Here is a 21,226-nt window from a genome sequence, read left to right on the forward strand (position 1 = left end):
CTTTTGGCAGCCTGACACTGTGCCAGATGTCAGCCGCCAGTGCTGCGGTGATGGCAGATGAGATCCAATTGCAGGGTGAGCTGCGTCAGGGCGCGCTGATCCGCGCTAGTGTGCCCGTGGGCAGCCGGGTAACCCTGGAGGGTAAACCGGTGAAGGTCAGCCCAACCGGTAAACTGGCGTTTGGCTTTGACCGGGATGCACCGGCAAGTCAGACGCTGACGGTGACCTATCCCGATGGCAAGGTGATCACCCGTGAGCTGGCCATTGCGCCGCAGCAATATCGCATTCAGCAGGTCAAAGGCATTGCCAAAAAAATCATGCAGCCGGATCCCAAAGACGTTGAGCGCGCCAAACAGGATTCTGCTCAGGTGTCTGCTGCCCGCGCCACCGACTCTGCCCGTCAGGATTTCAGTCAGGACTTTATCTGGCCGCTGACCGGCCGCATCAGCGGGGTGTACGGCAGTCAGCGGGTGTATAACGGGGAACCCGGACGGCCGCATTTTGGCGTGGATGTGGCAGCGCCCACAGGCACTAAAGTGGTAGCTCCAGCCGATGGTGTCATCACCCTGGCAGTGCCGGACATGTTCTATTCCGGTGGCACCATGGTTATTGATCATGGCCATGGCGTCAGTTCCAGCTTTCTGCACCTGAGCAAATTGCTGGTGCCGGTTGGCAGTGAAGTGAAGCAGGGCCAGGAAGTGGCAGAGGTTGGCAGTACCGGCCGCTCCACCGGGCCACATCTGGACTGGCGCATCAACTGGTATCAGATGCGACTTGACCCGACCTCTGTGGTGCCTTCAATGAAGACCGCACTGGCCGAAAAAGACAAGGCCGATAAAGCCAAGGCCAACTAAGCAGCCACACAAGCCCGCGGTCCTGCGGGCGTGGATGTGAAAGAACTCAATATGATAAGCCCGGCGCATGCTGGGCTTCTCTTTTTGTGTATCTGTGACACTACAAGGCAAAGGGCGCTTTGGGATCTTCCGGGCGACTGGTCCACATGGATAATGACAATACAAACAACTCCTCAGTTGGGTCATAACCAGCGAGCACTTGAATATGTTTGGCGACCTGTTGTTCATCTGGATAGAGGATTAACGTCAGTTGTTCGACATTGCCGATCTCATCGGTAATCGAGAGCAGGGAGTTTTCCCGTGTTAGTGGCACAATTTCTGACCAGTGCTTTCCCGCCGTGTATTTTAGTTTGGCTGCATCCTGCAGATCGTTTGGTAGTGGAACATACGCCACATAAACGCGGTATTTCATGGCGTCTTTAAGCAGGATACACGCGCCTTTATCATCCTGATTGGCAAAAGAGATGAGAGTGTTGACCGGCTCAGCAGGCATGGTGAAACAGCGTTGTGGCGTCGCCAGCGCCATGCTGGGCAACTGACTAAAACCCAACAGTATAATTGTCAATATCCTGAATAATTTCATTGTCTTGGCTTCCTTTCAAGTGAGCCTGATATTGCGATTGTGGTGAAAGTCTGTGCAACTGATATCCGTTGGTTTTGTGATGGATGACACGAAAAAGCCGGCAACGAATGCCGGCTTTTTGATTGAACTGAGTCCAATTAGTCTTTCAGCAGACCCTTGGCACGCAGCAGCGGCTCGATGCCGGCTTCTTTACCGCGGAACTGTTTGTAAAGCAGCATAGGGTCCTGACTGCCGCCCTGAGACAACACAGTGGCGCGGAAGGCATTGGCGGTCGCCGGATCAAAGATGCCTTTCTCTTTGAACGCCTCATAGGCATCGGCGCCGAGAATTTCCGACCAGATATAGCTGTAGTAACCGGCTGAGTAGCCACCCGAGAAGATATGGGCAAAGTAGGTGGAACGATAACGCGGCGCGATCTCTTCGATCAGCCCCATATTGGCCAGCGACTCTGCCTCAAACTTTGCTGCATCCTGTGGCCGGGTGTCGGTCAGGGTGTGCCAGTCCAGATCCAGCTTGGTGGCGGCCAGGTATTCGACTGTGGCAAAGCCCTGATTGAACTTGCTGGCGGCCTGAATTTTATCGACCAGCGCCTGTGGGATCACCTCGCCGCTCTGGTAATGGCGGGCAAACTGCGCCAGCACTTCCGGCTCAGTCATCCAGTTTTCCATCACCTGTGAAGGAAACTCCACATAGTCTCTCGGTACCGAGGTGCCGGACTGAGAGGCATAGGTCACGTCAGACAGCATGCCGTGCAGGGCATGACCAAATTCATGGAACAGGGTGCTGGCTTCATCAAAGGTCAGCAGGGTTGGCTCACCGTCCGGTGCCTTGGTGTAGTTCAGCACATTGACCACCACAGGGATGACATTCTGACCGTTCACTTTTTCCTGAGAGCGATAGTCGTTCATCCAGGCGCCGCCACGTTTGCTGTCGCGTACAAAGTAGTCACCCATAAAAATGGCCATCAGCTTGCCATCTTTGTCGTAAATTTCCCAGGTGCGCACATCCTCATGGTATTTGGGCAGATCGGTGCGCTCTTTGGCGGTGATGCCAAACAAACGGTTGGCCGTGTAAAACACGCCCTGGATGGTGTTGTCCAGCGAGAAGTAAGGGCGGGTATCCTGCTCGTTGAAGGCATACTTGGCGACCCGGATTTTATCGGCGTAGTACCACCAGTCCCAGGCCTGCAATTTGAAGTCTTTGCCTTCCGCATCAATCAGTTTCTGCATGTCGGCGACTTCCGCTTTGGCCTGCTCCAGCGCTGCCGGCCACACCTTGTTCAGCAGGGCATAGACATTTTCCGGAGTTTTGGCGGTGCGCTCTTCCAGCACGAAATGAGCATGGGTCGGGTAGCCCATCAGCGCCGCCCGCTCTGCCCGCAGCGCTGCCATGTTGGCGAGAATGACTTTGTTGTCATTGGCATTGTTATTGTTGCCGCGCTCAATGTAGCCGTTAAACAGCTGTTCTCTCAGCGCACGGTTGTCAGCATAGGTCAGGAAAGGGGTCATGGAGGGGCGATGCGTGGTGAACACCCACTTGCCTTCCAGACCATTTTTCGCCGCAGTGGTGGCGGCCTGGTCAATCACATCCTGCGGCAGACCGGACAGATCTTCCTGCTTGTCGATAACCAGCATAAAGTCATTGGTTTCCGCCAGCAGGTTGTCACCAAACTCCAGGCTGAGTTTGCCAATCTGCTCGTTAAGCTCACGCAACTTGGCCTTTTGCTGTTCGTTCAGGTTGGCGCCGCCGCGAGTGAATTGCTTATAAGTGTCTTCCAGCAGCTTGGCCTGAGCGGTGTTAAGATCCATCACTTCCCTTTGGTCATAAACGGCTTTGACCCGGGCAAACAGCTGATCGTTGAGCATGATGTCATCTCTGGCAGATGACAGCATGGGCGAGACTTCTTTGGAAATGGCCTGCAACTGGTCATTGGTGTCGGCGCTGGTCAGGTTGAAAAATACGCTGGAGACTTTACCCAGCAACTCGCCTGAATTTTCCATGGCTTCAATGGTGTTGGCAAAGGTCGGAGGCTCAGGATTATCGACAATGGCCTGGATCTCTGCCTGTTGCTGTTTGATACCTTCTTTGAATGCCGGCAAATAATGTTCCGGGGTGATGGCCGCAAAGTCCGGGATACCGTGGGGCGTGTCATAGTCACTGAAAAATGGATTGGCAGCATTAATCTGCACAATTTCAGTCTGCTGTGCCTGTGCCTGTGCCTGTGCCTGTGCCTGTGCCTGCGTAGGCTGGCTGGTCTGTGACGCTGCCGCCATCTGGGTTGGGTCATCGTTGCCGCAGGCACTGAGGGTGAGGGCCAGCGCGATGGCTGAAACCAGAGGTTTGAGGGTTATTCCCTGCATTGTTTTGCTCCCTTGCTTGAGTTTCCGGTGTGCTGTGCAGACATCGGTGGCATCCGGCGCTGTGCATTATGCTCCGGCAGTCTTGTCCCTGATATCGGCAGTCCATGCTCAGGGGCTGCCGATAAATCGCCAAAGTGACAAATCGCCAAAGCGCATTGGACTAAGGCCGGTAAGTTACCGATCCCTGATATAACCTGATGTGTTTATCATGAAAGGCGACACAATTGCCAACCCGATTGTGCAATAACTGTTTCTGAAATGTAACAAAATACGGGGCCGACATTGCTGGCCCCGGAGGAACTCAATAACCCGCTGTCAGTATCCCTGAGTTGACGAGCCAGAGCGACGGGGATCTGATGAGCCATACAGACCACTGTCTGTTTTCATAATGCTTTGGGTTGCGCCCATGGCATTTTTTATCTGTACATTGTGGCCTTTGGCTTTCAGCAGCTCGATGGTATCCGGGCTCAGGCTGCGCTCAACCCGCAGTTCATCCGGCAACCATTGGTGGTGAATACGGGGAGCGGCACTGGCTTCCGCCACATTCAGGCCAAAATCCACGGTACTGACAATCATCTGTAAGGTGGTGTTGATGATGCGCGAGCCTCCCGGACTGCCAGTAACCAGCCAGGGTTGATTGCCATCCAGCACTATAGTTGGGCTCATGGAGCTTAGTGGGCGCTTGCCGCCTTCCACTGAGTTGGCATCGCCGCCGACCAGGCCAAAACCGTTGGGTACGCCGGGCTTGGCAGAAAAATCATCCATTTCGTTATTCAGCAGGATACCCGTGCCCTCGGCCACCAGTCCCGAGCCATAACTGAAATTCAGGGTGTAGGTGTTGGAGACCGCATTGCCCCAACGGTCAATCACTGAGTAGTGGGTGGTTTGCGGGCTTTCATAGTGCAGCAGCTCGCCCGGTCTAATCTCGGCACTGGCGCGGGCTTTGTTTGGGTCTATAGCGGCGGCCAGTCTGGCGGCATAGTTTTTATCTGTCAGTTGGGCGACGGGCACAGGATAAAAATCCGGGTCGCCCAGGTATTCACTGCGATCGGCATATGCCAGCTTCATGGTTTCCGCCATCAAATGCAGGGTCTGGGCGCTGTTGAAGCCGGTGTCGCGCAGGGGGAAATGCTCCAGCACGTTCAGCATCTCAATAATATGCACGCCACCGGAGGAGGGCGGAGGCATGGATAACACCCTGTGACCGCGATAGCTGCCTTCAACCGGTTTACGTTCGACCGCACGATAGTTCTTCATATCCTCCGGCGTCATGATACCGCCAGCCTGATTCACTGCAGCTACCAGTTTATCGGCGGTTTCACCTTCATAAAAGCCTTTGCTGCCCAGTTTGGCGATACGCTTAAGCGACGCGGCTAATTCGGGTTGCACCAGTAAATCGCCCGCCTGATAAGGGCTGCCATCGGCTTTGTAAAAGATTCTCGCGGTGCTGGGCCACTGCTGCATTCGATCTTTGAGTCCCGCCAATGAATTGGCCAGATCCGGCGTGACCAAGATGCCTTCTTCTGCCAGCTTGATGGCCGGGGCGATGACCTGAGCCAACGTCATGGTGCCATATTTGTTAAGTGCCATCTCAAAACCGGCGACTGTTCCGGGGACTCCGACGGCCAGCCCATGATATTTGGATAAGTTACTGTCAACATTGCCCTGTTCATCCTGAAACAGGGTTTTATGGGCCCTCGCGGGCGCCATTTCTCGGTAGTCGATGGCGGTGCTGAGGTTTTGCTTTGGTGAGTGATACAGCATAAAGCCGCCACCACCAATATTCCCGGCCCGTGGCAGGGTGATGGCCAGAGCAAAGCCCACTGCGACCGCAGCATCCACAGCGTTGCCGCCCTGTCTGAGCATATCGACACCGACGGCCGTAGCCAGTGCTTCCTGACTGGAGACCATACCATTGGCTGCCCATTCAGGCTGGGCAGTGGCAAGGGAGCTGAAAATGGCCTGACTGTCGGCTGCTGCCACGCCGGGCGTGGGCGCAGTGGTGGCGTTGGCGGCCAATGGTAAACACATGCTGATAACGGTCAGCAATACGTGGGGGGAGAACGCCTTGGGTTTATGCACGTCGGATCCTTATGCTTGTTATTTATTTTTTGAACAATGTGCCGATCCCTTTGGGGAAAAGCAAGGCGGGCAGCATCAGTCAGTTCTCCCAGGCTGTCAGGACAATTCGAATCCCCCGGACGACTCAGGCAAGGAAGGGCGCAGGGTTTTTGAGTGCGCTTTGAGGGGACTTTGAAGGCTTGCCACCCCGGCGATAACAATCGTGTTTTGATGACTCGGCAGGTAATAGGCTGCGCAGTGGCTGCATGGGCTTCCAATCAGCAAACGATGAAAAACTCAGTGGCATGTTGAGCGGTTTTTCTAAGGCTATTAAGTATCATGCCACTGAAACCGGATGACCTGCCCGGATTAATCCCAGTGATTAACGTCATCCGAGCTGTCGAAGTCAGGACGCTGTGGTGTAACAACACAGAAATTGTGACCGGTGGGAGCCTGCATCACCACCCAGCGTTCGAATCGCTGCACCTTTTTTGCGCCAAGGGCGATCAGCCTTGCTACTTCAGCATCAATATCGTCGGTTTCTATATCCAGATGGATTCTGCTGGGATGATCAACCCGCTGGATAAGCACATTGGGCTGATTATCCGGGGTCGTCAGGCAGGCATAGCGATCAGCCCAGGCCTCATCGGTAGGGATAACCGGCATCCCCAGCGCCCTGGACCAGAAGTGGTTGGCCTGCTCTATGTCTTCAACCAGACTGTCGATAACCAGTGCGGCTAATCTGCTCTTGTGCATGATGACTCCCCCGTAACAAGGATGGATGACTGTAATACCAATTTCATTTAATAGTTGATCTGTTTCAGCGGGAGTTCAATGCACTTGAGACAAGGCGAGCTGACGAAGTCATTGTGGTGCTATGTCAAGACGGCGGGGCGCAGTATCAAGTGCATTGAAACCCGCTCTGAATTGATCAAACTATTAATGAAGTTGGTATAACTTAAGCTACTCCAAATGCTCGCCGCTGCAAACCATCTCGGCAGGGAGTGGCTGCAAACCACGGCTGCCACAAGAGGTGGTGGGCTCAGTCAACTCATGTTACCAAGCAACAGGGCGTCCAAAAACAAAACCCCGATGACCTGTGGGTTATCGGGGTTTTCAGCGTATTCAGCGGTGCAACTGCCTTGCACTGATGCCTGCAGTTTACTGATTTACTGTATGTTTTCCTCGTCCCCGAAGTGACCCAGGAACAAAGCGGTTGACAGATAACGCTCTGCTGCCGAGGGCAGAATCACCACGATATTTTTGTCTGCGTATTCGGGCAGGGCGGCGATACGGTTGGCTGCAACAACGGCCGCGCCGGAAGAAATACCGACCAGAATCCCTTCTTCTTTCATCAGACGATGGGCCATGTCGATGGCTTCGTCATTGGTGACGGTTTCGACTCTGTCCAGCAACTCCAGATCCAGGTTGCCGGGAATAAAGCCCGCGCCAATCCCCTGAATTTTGTGAGGTCCAGGCTGCACCGGCTGACCTGCCAGAGTCTGGCTGATCACAGGAGAATCGGCTGGCTCCACGGCAACCGACAAAATCGGCTTGCCCTGAGTGTTCTTGATGTAGCGGCTGATCCCGGTAATAGTGCCACCGGTTCCGACACCTGCTACCACCACATCTACTTCACCGTCGGTATCATTCCAGATTTCAGGTCCTGTGGTCTGTTCGTGGATCTGCGGATTGGCCGGATTACTGAATTGCTGCAGCAATACGTACTTGTCAGGATCGGAAGCGCGGATTTCCTCGGCCTTCTCGATGGCACCCTTCATCCCTTTGGCACCGTCAGTCAGGACCAGATTGGCGCCCAGAGCCTTGAGCAACTTGCGGCGCTCCAGACTCATGGTGTTGGGCATGGTCAGCGTCAGTTTGTAACCTCTGGCAGCCGCCACATAAGCCAGCGCGATACCGGTATTACCGGAAGTCGGTTCAATCAGCTCTTTGCCTTCGGTCAGCAGGCCTTTGTTTTCCGCATCCCAGATCATATTGGCGCCAATACGACACTTCACGCTGAAGCTTGGGTTGCGTGCTTCAACTTTGGCCAGCACATTGCCGTTGCTGACGCGCTTGAGTCGCACCAGCGGGGTATGGCCTATGGTCAATGAATTGTCTTCAAAAATCTTGCTCATGGGATAACTCCTGTTATTGCGTTACTAGAGCATAAGCCTTCACTGGTTTTTTTGAAGTGATTGTTTGCTATGCGTTATTCCAATTGGTTATAAAATTATTTGCTGTTATTAGCAATGCATCAGACGTTTGCTATCACAGCGTAGAACGATGACGGCGATTGCCAGAGAGTGCACTTCCAGACATAAAAAACGCAGCCTGAGCTGCGTTTGTGAGTCATGACGCCTATTGAGGGGCGATGGCCGGATTGCGATAGGCTTCGCGGTATTTATCGACCCACATGGCGGTGGCACCACAAATCGCCACCGGCATCACGATAAAGTTGACTATAGGGATCATGGAAAACAGAGTGACTGTTGCCCCGAAACTGAAGGCACTGCCACGGGTTTGCTTCAGGGCAAATTTCATGTCATCAAAGGCGACCCTGTGATTATCGAACGGATAATCACAGTACTGCACTGCCATCATCCAGGCGCTGAACAGAAACCAGAGCACTGGCGCCAGGGTCTGACCAACGAAGGGCACCCAAAACAGCAGCAGAAATAAAATGGCCCGGGGCAGGTAGTATTTAAGCTTCATCCACTCCCGTCCCAGCATCCGCGGAATATCTTTGACGGTATCCATTGCGCCGCCGGTATTGACCGGTTTGCCGGTCAGCAGCTGCTCTGCCTTTTCTGCCAGCAGACCGTTGAATGGTGCCGCCAGCCAGTTCATCACAGACGAAAACACGAAAGCCATCACCACTATCATGGAGAGTACTGCCAGTGGCCACAGCACAAAGTTCAGCCATTGCAGGTATTCCGGCAATTGGCCTTCGACCCACACCAGCAGCTCCTGCAGTTTGCCGTAACCGACATAAAAGCCAGCTGAAAACAGCAGAACGTTGATAAGCAAGGGGATAATCACAAAGGTGCGCAATCCGGGACGGCGGATCAGTGCAAAGCCATCCATAAAATAATTCACGCCACTTTTGGCCGCTTTGACTTGGGTAATCATAATCTCTTAATCAAAAAATCAAGTTGTTAGCGCCGATTGTGAGCGGGCATCGCGGTGAATACAAGCGATGGTGCGCTTCCTGGCGAGAAAAAGCGTTACAAAATGCTGCCCCCTTTGATAAAGTTGCCCCCAACGAGTCATAGACTTTAGTGATTATTTTTTAACGGCTTATCCAGGACACTCGTCGCAAAACATGAGACTGAAACAGATAAAACTGGCTGGATTCAAGTCGTTTGTCGATCCCACCAAGATCCCATTTCTCAAACCCCTGACCGGCATTATCGGCCCCAATGGTTGTGGCAAGTCCAACACCATTGATGCGGTGCGCTGGGTATTGGGGGAAAGCAGTGCCAAACATCTGCGCGGTGACGCCATGACAGATGTGATTTTCAACGGCTCCAGCGCCCGCAAACCCGTGTCAGTCGCTTCGGTTGAGCTGGTGTTTGAAAACCTCGATGGTCGCCTCGGCGGCCAGTATGCCAGCTATCAGGAAATTTCGGTCAAGCGTCAGGTTAACCGCGATGCCGAATCCGCCTACTTTCTCAATGGCCAGAAATGCCGTCGTAAAGACATTACCGATCTGTTTATGGGCACCGGCCTTGGGCCGCGCAGCTACGCCATTATTGAGCAGGGTACGATTTCCCGCCTGATCGAATCCAAGCCGCAGGAATTGCGGGTATTTATTGAGGAGGCGGCAGGGATCTCACGCTACAAGGAGCGTCGGCGCGATACCGAAAACCGTATCCGTCACACCCGGGAAAACCTTGAGCGTCTGGGGGATATCCGGCAGGAGCTGGGCAAACAGCTGGAAAAACTGGCGACTCAGTCCAGGGCTGCCCAGCGCTATCGTGAATATAAGCAGCAGGAACGGGAAACCCAGGCGCAGTTGTTGGTGATGCGTTATCAGGAGTTGATGGGCAAGGCCGAATCACTGTCGGCAGACATTAACCTCAAGCTGCTGGAGCAGGAAAAATTACTTGCCGCCAAAGCCGCGGTAGAAACCGAGGCCACCACTCAACGCCTCAAAGTTGAAGCGCTGGAGCGGCAGGAGCAGGCGCTGGTGCAAAGCTACTTTCAGGTGGGCACTCAGGTTGCGAGGCTGGAGCAACAACTGGCGCATGAAGAGCAGCAGGACGCCGGATTTCAGCAGTCGCTGGAAAAAATCCGCCAGCAGCGCCAGATGTTGCATGAACAGCTGGCCACGCTGACCGGTCAGGTGACCGGGCTGGATGAGCAGCTGGCTCCGGTAAGCGATGAAAAGACGCTGCTGGAGGAAACCATCGAGGAGCTCAGCGAGCGTCTGATGGTGCTGGATGAAGATAAAGAGCAGCTGGATATCCGGCTGCAGGCCGCGCGGCAGCAGCAATCCGAGCAGCAGCTTAAACTGGCGGGCGTGCAGGGACAATGTAATCAGACCACTCAATTGCTGACCATGAAGATGGAGCAACTGGCGGAGATTTCTGCCGGTCAGTTGTCGGCCGGGGAAGAAGGCGACCTGACATCACTCGCACTTGAGCTTGAGCAACTGACAGTCAATCGGCAGCAGGCATTTGATGAGCTGGAAGCGTTGAAAGTCCGTCAGTCACAGCTGCAGCAGCAACGTCAGCATCAGGAAGCTGAGCTGCATGGTATGCATCAGAGTCTCAGCGGCTATGAATCCCGGCGGGATGTTATCGCCCAGTGGCTGGATAAGGCCAAAAGTAGTCAGAATGAACAGCAACTGTGGCAAGTGCTGGAAGTCAAACCCGGCTGGGAAGATGCGGTGTCATTGTTGCTGCAGGGCCTGCTGGATCAACCCGTGACCACTGCGTTTTCTGCAAATGGCTGGCAGCGTCAGGGCGAGGTGACAAGCTGTGAGGGATTTTCAGCACCGGTCAATCTGGCGCCCTGGCTGCAGGGTGTTAGCTGGTTGTCGTCGCTGGACGAGGCCAGAGCTCGGCAGGCTGCACTGCAATCCCATGAGCGGATTGTCACCGCCGATGGTTATCTGGTCGGTAAGGGTTTTTTACTTGCCGGTGGGTCATCGGCGGATTCGGCCATTGCCCTGCAAAATGAGTTGCAGAGTGTGCAGCAGGCTATCGAGCCTCTGCTTAAGGCATCCGGCGAGCTGACACTGTCGGTCAGACAACTGACCGAGCAGGCCGAGCTGCTCGCGCTGCGACTGGATGAGGCGCGGCTGAAACTGGAAGATTGCACCGTGGCGCAGGCGCGGGCATCCCAGCAACTGCAACACGAACAGGAACGGATGATCCGCGCCCGGGAGCAGGCTAAAGCGGCAGAGCAAAAAACGCTTAAGCTGCGCCAGGAGATTGAGCTGCTGAGCGGGCAGCGCGCAGAGCTGGAGTTGCAACTGGCGCAGCTGGATGAAGATCAGCCCAATGCCAGCGAGGAGATTGAGGCGCTGACAGAGCGTCAGACGCAGGCCGGTCTGCAGGTGCGGGATTTCAGAGCGCAGCTAAGTGCCAAACAGCAGGTGCTGCAGCAGCTTGAGCGGCGCAGCAATGAATCACAGACTCAACTGGCGTTGACCAGGCTGCAAATTCAGCAGGTGCAAATGCGTCTTGGTGAGCTTGAGCAGGCTGAGGCTGAGCTGCACAGTCAGCGTCGTCAGCATGATCCGCAGGGCGCCGGGCAGCTGGATGGTGTCAACCGTGAGTTGCAAACACAAATGGCCAAACACAGTGAACTGCAGGCCCAGGTTGAACAAATACGCGCCGAACAGGTCCACTGGCAGGAACTGCTGGATGCGTCACTATTGATGCAAAAACAGGAAGTTGGCAAGATAGAGGCTGTCAGCCAGGTGATAGCGGAACTCAAACTGAAACGCGAGGGCATCAAAGGTCAGGCCGACAGCCAGATGCGCCTGTTAATTGAGGCCGAAATTCGCCTTGATGAAGTCGGTGGCAGTTTGCCTGAGGGGGCCAATGCCGAGTGCTGGCAGGAAACGCTTGATAGCTTACGGGCAAAAATTTCCCGTCTTGGCCCCATTAACCTGGCGGCCATTGAGGAATACGATCAGCAGAGCGAGCGCAAGCAGTATCTGGATGACCAGAATGATGACTTGAGCCGGGCGCTGGAGAGCCTTGAAGAAGCGATCCGTAAAATCGATCGGGAGACCCGCAGTCGCTTCAAGGCGACCTTTGAGCAGATCAATAATGACCTTGGCAGTCTGTTTCCCAAGGTGTTCGGCGGTGGCAGTGCCTATCTGGCATTGACCGATGATGATTTGCTGGAAACCGGGGTCACTATTATGGCGAGGCCCCCGGGAAAGAAAAACAGCACGATTCATCTGCTCTCCGGTGGTGAAAAAGCGCTGACCGCTTTATCATTGGTGTTTGCGATTTTCCGCCTCAATCCGGCACCTTTCTGTATGCTGGACGAAGTGGATGCGCCGCTGGACGATGCCAACGTTGAGCGTTTTTGCCGCTTGCTGAGGGAAATGTCTCAAAGCGTGCAATTTATTTATATCAGCCATAACAAGATCACCATGGAGATGGCGGATCAGCTGATTGGGGTAACGATGCATGAACCCGGGGTGTCCCGCATCGTTGCCGTGGATTTGGAAGAAGCAGTGGCCATGGCCGATGCCGGATAATTAGAGTTAACGACAGGGTAACCAATGGAAAATTTTCAACTGGTATTGTCAGTGTTGGGGGGACTGGCCATTGTGGCGGTCGCAGTGCATGGTTTGTGGTCTATCAGAAAGCAGCAACCCAAGCCCCTGCGTGATGGTGCCATGCCAAGGGTCAGTAAGGATTCCGGCGGTATGCGCGACAAGGAAGGTTTCGATGCCGATGGCATAGGTCAGGTACGGGTCGTCAGAAAAGATGAACCCCGTATCGACGTGCCTGAGACTCAGGTGAACAAGCGTGAACCCGTCATGAGTGCCCGTCAGGAGCCGATTCTGGATGCGGCGGATGAGCCTCAGGTCATCAATACGCCACCCAAAACGCCGCTGGGCGAGCAAACCAGCTTGTTTGCTGAAGAGGAACTTGAGCCCCAAGGCCTGGTGGCAGATGAAGATGATGTTGAGCCACAAATGGCGCAGGCAGACATTATTGAACCTGCCGCACAGCAACAATCACAGCCGCAGGAGCAACCTCTGGGGGATCCAACGGATGTGCTGGTGCTGCATGTGTGTGCCAAAGAGGGCGGTGAGCTGGCCGGTGCCGAGTTGTTGCCCTGTTTGCTGACACTGAACTTCAAATTTGGAGAGATGAATATCTTCCATCGTCACGAAGACAATGCTGGTACAGGCAAGGTGTTGTTCTCTCTGGCAAATATGGTTAAGCCCGGGGTATTTGATCCCGACAGCATGGAGCAGTTTACCACTCAGGGGGTCGCCCTGTTTATGACCTTGCCCTGCCATGGTGATGCGCTGCGTAACTTCTCTATCATGCTTAACTCAGCGTGCCAGTTGGCCGACGATCTGGGTGCCGAAGTGCTGGATGACAGACGCCAGCCCTGGCAGAGCGAAACCAAACAGGCTTATCTGGAGCGCATCCGGGCAGCCGGACTTTAATCATCAGATCCGCCCCGTCTCAAGGCCGCCAGCGCGGCCTTGTTTATTTCGGAACAAAGATATGCAAGACATTCAAGCACAAATGCAGGCTCTGACCGATGAGCTGAACCAACACAATATCCGCTACTATGTGGATGACAATCCCAGCATCCCGGATGTGCAGTACGACCGCCTGATGCAGCAGCTCAAGCAACTGGAAGCTGAGCATCCTCAGTTTGCGCTTGCTGACTCGCCAACCCAGCGGGTAGGTGGGATGGCGCTGGATAAGTTCAATCAGGTCGCTCATCTCAAGCCCATGCTGAGCCTGGATAACGCCTTCAACGAAGATGACTTTAACGGCTTTTACAAGCGCATTACCGACCGTGCCGGCACAGTGGCATTCTGCTGTGAGCCCAAGCTGGATGGTCTGGCGGTATCCCTGCTGTACCGTAACGGTGTGCTGGAGCGTGCTGCGACCCGCGGTGATGGCAGCACAGGCGAAGAGATCACTGAAAATGTGCGTACCATCCGCTCTGTGCCGCTGCGTCTGCGCGGAGAAGGATATCCTGAGCTGCTGGAAGTACGCGGCGAAGTGTTTATGCCCAAGGCGGCCTTTGATGCCTTGAATGAGCGCGCTATCAAAACCGGTGACAAGACCTTCGTCAACCCCCGCAACGCGGCTGCAGGCAGTCTGCGTCAGCTCGACAGTAAAATCACCGCCGCCCGCCAGTTGGCCTTCTATGCCTATGCCTTGGGCGTAGTGGAAGGTGAGCAAACGCCTATGGCCAGTGCTCACTATGATCAGCTTATGCAGCTTAAAGCCTGGGGATTCCCTGTCAGCCAAGAGGTGAAAATCGCCAATGATGTAGCCGACGTCTTTGCTTACTATGCCGATATTCTGAATCGCCGCAGTCAGCTTGCCTACGAAATTGACGGTGTGGTGATTAAAGTCAACGACATCGCCCAGCAGCAAACTCTGGGATTTGTGGCCAAGGCACCGCGCTGGGCCATTGCCTATAAATTCCCGGCACAGGAAGAAATGACTGTGCTCGAAGGCGTGGATTTTCAGGTGGGCCGCACCGGCGCTGTGACGCCGGTGGCCCGGTTAAAACCTGTGTTTGTGGGCGGCGTGACAGTATCCAACGCCACACTGCATAACGCCGATGAGATTGCCCGTTTGCAGGTGAAAGTCGGCGACACCGTCATTGTGCGCCGCGCCGGTGATGTGATCCCGCAAATTGTGGCCGTGGTGGCGGACAAACGCCCTGATAACGCCGAAGATATTCTGTTCCCTCACGATTGCCCTGTGTGCGGCTCTCTGGTGGAGAGGCTGGAAGGCGAGGCGGTGGCCCGCTGCTCAGGCGGTTTGTTCTGTGAAGCTCAGCGCAAAGAGGCGATTAAGCACTTTGCATCGCGCAAGGCGCTGGACATCGATGGCATGGGCGACAAAATCGTTGAGCAGCTTATCGACAAGGAGTTGGTGGCCAGCCCTGCAGACCTGTTCAAGCTCACCGCCTCCATGCTGACTATGCTCGAGCGCATGGGCATGAAGTCGGCCACTAATCTGGTGGCCGCGCTGGCGGAAAGTAAAACCACCACCTTGCCACGCTTTTTGTATGCCCTGGGCATTCGCGAAGTGGGTGAGGCGACCGCCGCCAACCTGGCCAATCACTTCAAGACTTTGGACGCGCTGCGTGAGGCGACTGTGGAGCAATTGGTTGAAGTGGAAGATGTCGGCGCTGTGGTGGCGCAGCATGTGAAGTCCTTCTTCGAGCAGCCCCACAACAATGAGGTCATAGATAAACTGCTGGACGCAGGTATCAACTGGCCTGCGATTGAGGCTGTGGCAGAGGATGAACAGCCGCTCAAGGGCCAGACCTGGGTACTGACCGGCACTCTGACCCAACTGAATCGCAACGATGCCAAGGCTCAATTGCAGGCACTGGGTGCCAAGGTGGCTGGCAGTGTCTCCAAAAACACTACCTGCGTAGTCGCCGGTGAAGCTGCTGGCTCCAAACTGGCTAAAGCCCAGGAACTCGGTGTTGAAGTCTGGGATGAAGATCAATTGCTGGCGCTGCTGAATCAATAGCAGCCGACTCTGAGGTGAGACTGACAGAAATCAAGAACCCGGCCAATGCCGGGTTCTTTTTATCATAATACCAATTTCATTTAATAGTTGATCTGTTTCAGCGGGAGTTCAATGCGCTTGAGACAAGGCGAATCGGCGAAGTCATAGTGGTCTATGTCAAGGCGACTCAACACAGTATCAAGTGCATTGAAACCCGCACTGCGTGAGCGTGTCAGGCATCCTGCTCCTGTGTTGCATTGCTCTTAAAGGGCACCACCCCTAGTCAATCAATGCGCCTTGAATCAGAATCCCTGACACGCTCTGAATTGATCAGACTATTAATAAAGTTGGTATAAGTACTGCGTTTGGGGACGGGAGTTACTGCGGATAACGCCCTGATAATCGGCCCGCTCGTTGTTCTTATTTTGCTTAACTGTCAGCGCAGCTTTTTGAGCACCCTGCCAGCCGCTTTTTCTCTTCCTCATACATTCACAAACTCGGGATGCTTCAATAATAAGGCGCGAATGCCATGGTGCACCACCCAGATCAACATGGCGGTGGCGGCCACGGTCACAAAGATTGAGCTAAAGCGGTACAAAATCGAGAAGAATGCGTCTTTGCCTTCGGGGACAATCGCCGTCAGCGGCACGGCCAGTGCCGACATCGCCGAAAATGCGATCGCACCTTTGACTGGCCCCTTGGTGAATAAATAGCAAAATGGCCCCATGGCGATGGTCAGCGCGAGCCAAAACAGCAAGCCATTGCTATACCAACCGCCCAACACCAGTTGAATCGCCAAGCCGGCCAGGCAACCCAGCGCGGTGCCAATGACGCGGATTTTTGCCATCGCCATGGAGCCAGCCAAGGTCATAGGCGTCAGAATGATGATGATTGACGCTTGCGCCGAGAGCGAGTCGTAAAGATCCGCAAATTGAAACAGCAGAAAAGCGGCCATGGCGACCAGCCAACCCATCGCCACTTGGCTGATGTAGTCCATATCGCTTTTGACGGGCGTCGTCATGGCATCCTGAATCTCATCGCGTTTGGGCTCGGGAAAGAGCCAAAATGCCAGCGCACAGATGGCAATGTTCGCGAGGGAGATGACCCACAAGTTGAGGTTAAAATCTTCAATATCGATGAAATCATAGCTGGCAAAGTTCAGTATGATCGACCCAACCAACAGCCCCATATAGCCAAACAGATAGGTGCTGGGGTTCATCATCGCAATGCACTTGATTAGAAAAAACAGCCCCACTGCCACCGTCATGAGCACGGGGTGGAACTGCAGATATTCCAACAACAAGGTCGCTTGTATTGTGGTCCAGACGGCGGAAAACACCACCATCAGTAGCCGTGAGAGCTCAAAGCTATCGGTTCTGCTGAGAATAAACAGTGGCAGCATGATGGCGAAAAAACCGTAAGACCAGCCAAAGAGCATGCTCAGGGCAAGGCCGCTGGCGCAGCCAAACCAAATTCGCTGAGTTTTCATCGCGCCCTCTAGTACAGGTAGTGGAACAGGCTGGCGAGCTTGATTTGCCAGATGGCCATCCAACGCCAGAAGGTCTCCTTTGGAGGGTAGAGCACTATGGTGGCGCGGGAGCCAACAAACAATGCCGCAGGCATGGCATCGTCAGTGGCGAGATTCACGCGTGTTCTCTGCGCATCGCGTACCCAGCGGTTGTTGATTTCCACGCTGGTTAATGAGCCGTTAGGCTTTTGCTGCGCGGCAGCAACGCCGTAATCTCGGCTGGAGAGTGAGAAATCAAATACCTGGCCCGGATAGGCATCAAACGCCACCATGGCATGATAGTGGTCATCCACGTTGGCGACGGATTTTTCGCGAAAATCCCCCGTCACCCACAGTGAACCGGTTGGAATGAAAGTCAGCAGGGGCTGGTTGGCGTTGGCCATGCTGCCCACTTCCAGTTGCAGGTTGGTCACCACCCCATCGCCGGGGGCGAGCACCTGAGTATTGGTCAAATCCAACTGAGCTTTTTCAATGTCATTTTGCGCCACGCGCACTGCGGTGCTTTGTCCTTCTCCCTGGCCCAGTTGCGCTTCAATCACCTTGAGGCTTTGCTGCTCGGCTTTTAAGTTGGCGTTGGCCACTTGGTTTTGCGCAAAAGCGTTATCGAGGCTTGAGCGGGAAATCACTTGTTGGGTGGAGAGCTTTTGCAGGCGCAGATACTCGTGATGGGCGTTGTCATAAGTCGCTTGTGCTCGCGCAATATTCGCCAACGCCGCTTCGCGTTGAGAATAGAGCGTCGCTTCTTTTTCCAGGGCAGATTGCAGCGAGAGCTTAGCCTGCTCCAAGGCAATGCGGTATTTACGCGCATCAATGCTAAACAGCACATCCCCCTGTTGCACGTGCTGGTTATTGTGGATCTGCACTTGGGTTACTTTGCCGGAAACTTCAGGGGCGACCTGCACAACATAACCTTGAACACGCCCTTCGGTGGTGATTGGAGCGTGTTGGTCAGCCAAGATGATGTAGAAAAATAGAGCGATAAATAGGACAATCAGGCTTCTCATCCAAACGCGGAATTTATGTTCTGCAGACATAGAATCTATCAGTTTAAAAAGAAAGGGTGCGATTATAGAGAAGGGTGAGGTTGTACAGTAGAATGAGAAAAAAGACATTAATGAGCTAAAAATAGGACAATGAACATCAGTCTCGATGATCTCTACCTGTTTACCCAAACAGTGATGCATGGCGGCATCAGTGCCGCGGCCAACGTGCAGAAAATGCAGCGCTCTAAAGTCAGCCGCCGTTTGCAGGAGCTGGAAAAGGCGCTGGGGTGCCAGTTGTTGATCCGCACCACGCGCTCAATTGAATTGACCGAACAAGGCCAACGCTTGCTTGAACTGGTGGGGCAGCCGATGACGCATTTGCAACAAGGGTTGGCTGTGATGTCTGAGTACAATCAGCCTTCGGGCGGTAAAGTGCGCTTGGCGATCCCTTCGGCTTTGATGACCTCGGCGGCGTTTAACGCCATCATCAGTCAATTTAGCCAGCGTTTTCCTTCGGTCTCTCTGGAGATTGAAAATCATCAGCAAAGTGTTGATCTACGACGTCAGGCGTTCGATCTTCAGCTTTTGCCCGATGGGGCGAAGGTCAGTGACGACAGCTATGTGCAGTTTAGTTTGCTGCCCTATCGCTCGCATTTGGTGGCCTCGAAAGCTTACTTGGCCAAGCATCCGGCGATTCATTGTCTGGAAGATTTGCGCCAGCATCGCTTGCTGACCAACCGCTACAATGCTGACTTGCTGGATCCCAGTTTGCCGCTGGCACTGAAATCGGACGATCTGCATTTGCTGCGCGCTATGGCGATAGCAGGGCAAGGGATTGCGTTTATTCCGCAAGTGCATTCCAAACCCGCCCTGGAAGAGGGCAACTTAGTGGCAGTGTTGCCCCACCTTATCCACGCGAAACAACACCTGACCTTAATTTACCCGTCAGCACTTTATCTTCCTGAGAAAGTGAAAGTGCTGATTGAGCTGTTTCGTGAAAAATTTCAGTGAGCCGGGTGGATAACCACATCACTCAAGGTGAGCGAAAAGGTGGTGATCCCAAAAACAAAATCGAAGGCCAAGCGGCGGGGCATGATGAAATCCTCATTAAAGCATTGCCATCTTTCCCCCAAGGGTTGAATTCCCCGATAACATCGCCATATCTCAATGAACTCAATTGGAATTTGGATGCATACCTTGAAGTTGGAGCATGTTTACTGGCTGGATGACAAAGGGCACATCAAGCCACCGGCTTATCTTTATCTGTTGTTGGCGTTTCTTGCCAAAGCCTGGGTGGTGTGGGTGATGTCACTGACGCAGGCGAGTGATCGTGCGGCTCTGGTGCGCACCCTGTATCCCATGCAGGCCGATTTTGTGCAGGCGTTGCTGGTGGGCGCCGGTGCTGTGCTGATGTTTTTGCTGGTGCTGGCTGAGCGGCGCCGCAGCCCTCAGTGGGCGAGGCCGCTGTTTAATCAGGGGCGGCTGATTTTGATGGCGGTGCTGCTGGCGGAAGCCGTCGTCTGGGGCCAGCGCTTTATGCATTCTGATGGCCTGTTTCACTGGGGTGTTGCACTGGATGCGCTGGCGCTGTTCTGGAGCGCAATCTATCTGGTGAAGTCCCGTCATTTGCAGGTGTATTTCAAGGACTGGCGGGCAGATCCTTCTGCCTAGCGTCTGCACAGGTTAAAACATCAAGCGCAGCGGCCGGTTAACCGGCCGCTGTTTGTTTGCGGACTTTGCCGATAAAGCGTCTGAGTGCAAAGTGATTAATTCGGCACTAATTTGCTGAAATATCGGAATTGACTGGTAAAGCTGATTCTCAGAGCGAAAAAGATGTTCTATATTTCAAGCTATTAGTTAACGATATTCGACTGATAGGGAACGCGGTTGGCAAAGACCGAGCAGGTACAGTTACCCCTTTATCGTGTCAGGGTAGGGCATACAGTCAAGTTGCCGCTGGCCTGGAAAGATCATCCATTCTGGATTAATCGCATCAAAATTGAAGAGCCTGCTCAAATCGAGATGATTAGAGAGCTGGGGGTGGAGTTCGTCTATCTGCTGGATGGGGAGTTGCCGCCCGAGTCTGTGGATGATCAGCCACTCAGTCAGGATAATATTACGCCCGATGCCGCTCCTGCCAGTGTTGATCAGCAGCTGCAAACCCGCCGCGCGATCCGTCTCAGCCAGCAACGATTTCTCAATTCAGTCAACGCCAGCCGCACCGTGTTTGGTAAATTGCTCAGTGATCCACAAGGAGCGCTGCAGGCGGCCACAGAGCTGGTGGACGAACTAGCCTGCCATTTGAGCGAGAGCAGACGGGTGTATCTGGCGCTGGTCAGCAGTGGGGAGTCTATGGTGGGAGTGACTCAGCATTCCATCTCCGTCATGGTCTTGGCGATGATGGTGGCGCAGGAGCTTAAGCTCAGTGATGATGAGATGCGAACCATAGGCCTGGGGGCGCTGTTTCATGATATCGGCAAGCTCAAAGTGCCAGAGTCTATCCGCAACAATATCAATGGTGAGATGACGCCACCGGAGCGAAATTTCCTCAAAGCACACCCCAATTTCGGCCATGAGATGTTGAGCCGCAGTGGTATGTTTCCTGAAGCCGTGCTGCATATTGTGCGTCATCACCATGAGTATATTGATGGCACTGGTTATCCGGACGCGTTGCCCGGTACCCAATTGCCTTTGCTTACCCAGATAGTGTCGCTGGTGAATGACTTTGATCATCTGCTGCTCAGAGATGATGTTCGTTCTCCGCAGGTGGCACTGGGGTTTATTTTCAAGAAGCGGGCAGGCAAGCATAATCCTGAGTTGATTAAGCTGTTGGTGCGGGTGCTGGGGATCTATCCACCCGGCACTCTGGTACATCTGTCCGATGGTTGCGTCGGTAAAGTGATGCTCACATCGGACAAGGTTCGCCAGCCGCAGGTGTGGTCCTGCACCCTTGAAGGGGAAAATCCCTGCCTGAGGTTTCTGAAACAGGAACGGGTGCGGGTCACTGATGTCGCCGGTACCGACGAGCTATCCCCCGAGGCAGCCAACGTGCTGCAGGCCTCAGCCAATATCAGCTTTTATTTTGTCTCGCCCTGAGCAGCATGTGACGCATCTGTTTGCGTGGGACAGCATGATCGATATGACTAATCGGCCATT

15 protein-coding genes are annotated in these 21,226 nt (G+C 54.1%); 7 read left to right on the forward strand and 8 right to left on the reverse strand.

The window, feature by feature from the left end:
- The first annotated feature begins 26 nt into the window (after positions 1 to 26).
- The gene (locus ACRRUX_RS13650) at positions 27 to 854 is read left to right on the forward strand and encodes a M23 family metallopeptidase (protein ID WP_432531277.1); all 828 of its coding nucleotides are present in this window, start codon (positions 27 to 29) and stop codon (positions 852 to 854) included.
- A gap of 100 nt (positions 855 to 954) precedes the next feature.
- Here the strand turns inward: ACRRUX_RS13650 and ACRRUX_RS13655 are convergent, their stop codons facing one another.
- From ACRRUX_RS13655 to cysZ, 6 genes are all read right to left on the reverse strand, one after another.
- Positions 955 to 1,437, reverse strand: a complete 483-nt coding sequence (locus tag ACRRUX_RS13655) for a hypothetical protein (protein ID WP_432531225.1) — start codon at positions 1,435 to 1,437, stop codon at positions 955 to 957.
- A 137-nt stretch (positions 1,438 to 1,574) separates the two neighbouring features.
- On the reverse strand, positions 1,575 to 3,797 hold the full coding sequence (locus ACRRUX_RS13660; RefSeq protein WP_432531227.1) for a M3 family metallopeptidase: 2,223 nt from the start codon (positions 3,795 to 3,797) through the stop codon (positions 1,575 to 1,577).
- A 315-nt stretch (positions 3,798 to 4,112) separates the two neighbouring features.
- Positions 4,113 to 5,879 (reverse strand): gamma-glutamyltransferase, encoded by a 1,767-nt coding sequence (gene ggt / locus ACRRUX_RS13665; RefSeq protein ID WP_432531229.1) that lies wholly within the window; start codon positions 5,877 to 5,879, stop codon positions 4,113 to 4,115.
- A gap of 348 nt (positions 5,880 to 6,227) precedes the next feature.
- Positions 6,228 to 6,614, reverse strand: a complete 387-nt coding sequence (locus ACRRUX_RS13670) for a VOC family protein (protein WP_432531231.1) — start codon at positions 6,612 to 6,614, stop codon at positions 6,228 to 6,230.
- Between the two features lie 413 nt (positions 6,615 to 7,027).
- On the reverse strand, positions 7,028 to 7,996 hold the full coding sequence (cysK, locus tag ACRRUX_RS13675) for a cysteine synthase A (RefSeq protein ID WP_432531233.1): 969 nt from the start codon (positions 7,994 to 7,996) through the stop codon (positions 7,028 to 7,030).
- A 223-nt stretch (positions 7,997 to 8,219) separates the two neighbouring features.
- Positions 8,220 to 8,990, reverse strand: a complete 771-nt coding sequence (gene cysZ / locus ACRRUX_RS13680) for a sulfate transporter CysZ (protein WP_432531235.1) — start codon at positions 8,988 to 8,990, stop codon at positions 8,220 to 8,222.
- 193 nt (positions 8,991 to 9,183) lie between these two features.
- On the opposite strand from cysZ, the gene ACRRUX_RS13685 reads away from it, so the two are divergent.
- The 3 genes from ACRRUX_RS13685 (at position 9,184) to ligA (ending at position 15,580) form a co-directional block, all read left to right on the forward strand.
- Entirely contained in the window at positions 9,184 to 12,585 is a 3,402-nt protein-coding gene (locus ACRRUX_RS13685; RefSeq protein WP_432531237.1) for a chromosome segregation protein SMC, read from the forward strand.
- 24 nt (positions 12,586 to 12,609) lie between these two features.
- Positions 12,610 to 13,512: a cell division protein ZipA gene (zipA, locus tag ACRRUX_RS13690; RefSeq protein WP_432531239.1), complete on the forward strand. Its 903-nt coding sequence runs from the start codon at positions 12,610 to 12,612 to the stop codon at positions 13,510 to 13,512.
- A gap of 61 nt (positions 13,513 to 13,573) precedes the next feature.
- Complete coding sequence (gene ligA / locus ACRRUX_RS13695; protein WP_432531241.1) at positions 13,574 to 15,580, forward strand: NAD-dependent DNA ligase LigA; 2,007 nt, start codon at positions 13,574 to 13,576, stop codon at positions 15,578 to 15,580.
- A gap of 460 nt (positions 15,581 to 16,040) precedes the next feature.
- On the opposite strand, the gene ACRRUX_RS13700 is transcribed toward ligA, so the two are convergent.
- Positions 16,041 to 17,111 carry a DUF2955 domain-containing protein gene (locus tag ACRRUX_RS13700; protein ID WP_432531243.1) on the reverse strand — a complete coding sequence of 357 codons (1,071 nt, stop codon included), beginning with the start codon at positions 17,109 to 17,111 and terminating at the stop codon, positions 16,041 to 16,043.
- Positions 17,057 to 18,121: an HlyD family secretion protein gene (locus ACRRUX_RS13705; RefSeq protein ID WP_432531245.1), complete on the reverse strand. Its 1,065-nt coding sequence runs from the start codon at positions 18,119 to 18,121 to the stop codon at positions 17,057 to 17,059. Before ACRRUX_RS13705 ends, ACRRUX_RS13700 begins: the two co-directional genes overlap by 55 nt.
- Positions 18,122 to 18,220: 99 nt before the next feature.
- On the opposite strand from ACRRUX_RS13705, the gene ACRRUX_RS13710 reads away from it, so the two are divergent.
- The 3 genes from ACRRUX_RS13710 to ACRRUX_RS13720 all read left to right on the forward strand — a co-directional run bounded on the left by ACRRUX_RS13710 (position 18,221) and on the right by ACRRUX_RS13720 (position 21,166).
- Positions 18,221 to 19,081 (forward strand): LysR family transcriptional regulator, encoded by an 861-nt coding sequence (locus ACRRUX_RS13710; protein ID WP_432531247.1) that lies wholly within the window; start codon positions 18,221 to 18,223, stop codon positions 19,079 to 19,081.
- Between the two features lie 186 nt (positions 19,082 to 19,267).
- On the forward strand, positions 19,268 to 19,741 hold the full coding sequence (locus tag ACRRUX_RS13715) for a DUF2919 domain-containing protein (RefSeq protein ID WP_432531279.1): 474 nt from the start codon (positions 19,268 to 19,270) through the stop codon (positions 19,739 to 19,741).
- Between the two features lie 216 nt (positions 19,742 to 19,957).
- Positions 19,958 to 21,166 (forward strand): HD-GYP domain-containing protein, encoded by a 1,209-nt coding sequence (locus tag ACRRUX_RS13720; protein ID WP_432531249.1) that lies wholly within the window; start codon positions 19,958 to 19,960, stop codon positions 21,164 to 21,166.
- Positions 21,167 to 21,226 lie beyond the last annotated feature (60 nt).

This window comes from Shewanella sp. GXUN23E, assembly GCF_050865035.1.
Classification (GTDB): domain Bacteria; phylum Pseudomonadota; class Gammaproteobacteria; order Enterobacterales; family Shewanellaceae; genus Shewanella.

Bases quoted from the DNA above. Each gene is read 5' to 3' on its own strand.
- ACRRUX_RS13650 (WP_432531277.1), top strand. From the start codon at position 27: ATGTCAGCCGCCAGTGCTGCGGTGATGGCAGATGAGATCCAATTGCAG.
- ACRRUX_RS13655 (WP_432531225.1), bottom strand. From the start codon at position 1,437: ATGAAATTATTCAGGATATTGACAATTATACTGTTGGGTTTTAGTCAG.
- ACRRUX_RS13660 (WP_432531227.1), bottom strand. From the start codon at position 3,797: ATGCAGGGAATAACCCTCAAACCTCTGGTTTCAGCCATCGCGCTGGCC.
- ACRRUX_RS13670 (WP_432531231.1), bottom strand. From the start codon at position 6,614: ATGCACAAGAGCAGATTAGCCGCACTGGTTATCGACAGTCTGGTTGAA.
- cysK (WP_432531233.1), bottom strand. From the start codon at position 7,996: ATGAGCAAGATTTTTGAAGACAATTCATTGACCATAGGCCATACCCCG.
- cysZ (WP_432531235.1), bottom strand. From the start codon at position 8,990: ATGATTACCCAAGTCAAAGCGGCCAAAAGTGGCGTGAATTATTTTATG.
- ACRRUX_RS13685 (WP_432531237.1), top strand. From the start codon at position 9,184: ATGAGACTGAAACAGATAAAACTGGCTGGATTCAAGTCGTTTGTCGAT.
- zipA (WP_432531239.1), top strand. From the start codon at position 12,610: ATGGAAAATTTTCAACTGGTATTGTCAGTGTTGGGGGGACTGGCCATT.
- ligA (WP_432531241.1), top strand. From the start codon at position 13,574: ATGCAAGACATTCAAGCACAAATGCAGGCTCTGACCGATGAGCTGAAC.
- ACRRUX_RS13705 (WP_432531245.1), bottom strand. From the start codon at position 18,121: ATGTCTGCAGAACATAAATTCCGCGTTTGGATGAGAAGCCTGATTGTC.
- ACRRUX_RS13710 (WP_432531247.1), top strand. From the start codon at position 18,221: ATGAACATCAGTCTCGATGATCTCTACCTGTTTACCCAAACAGTGATG.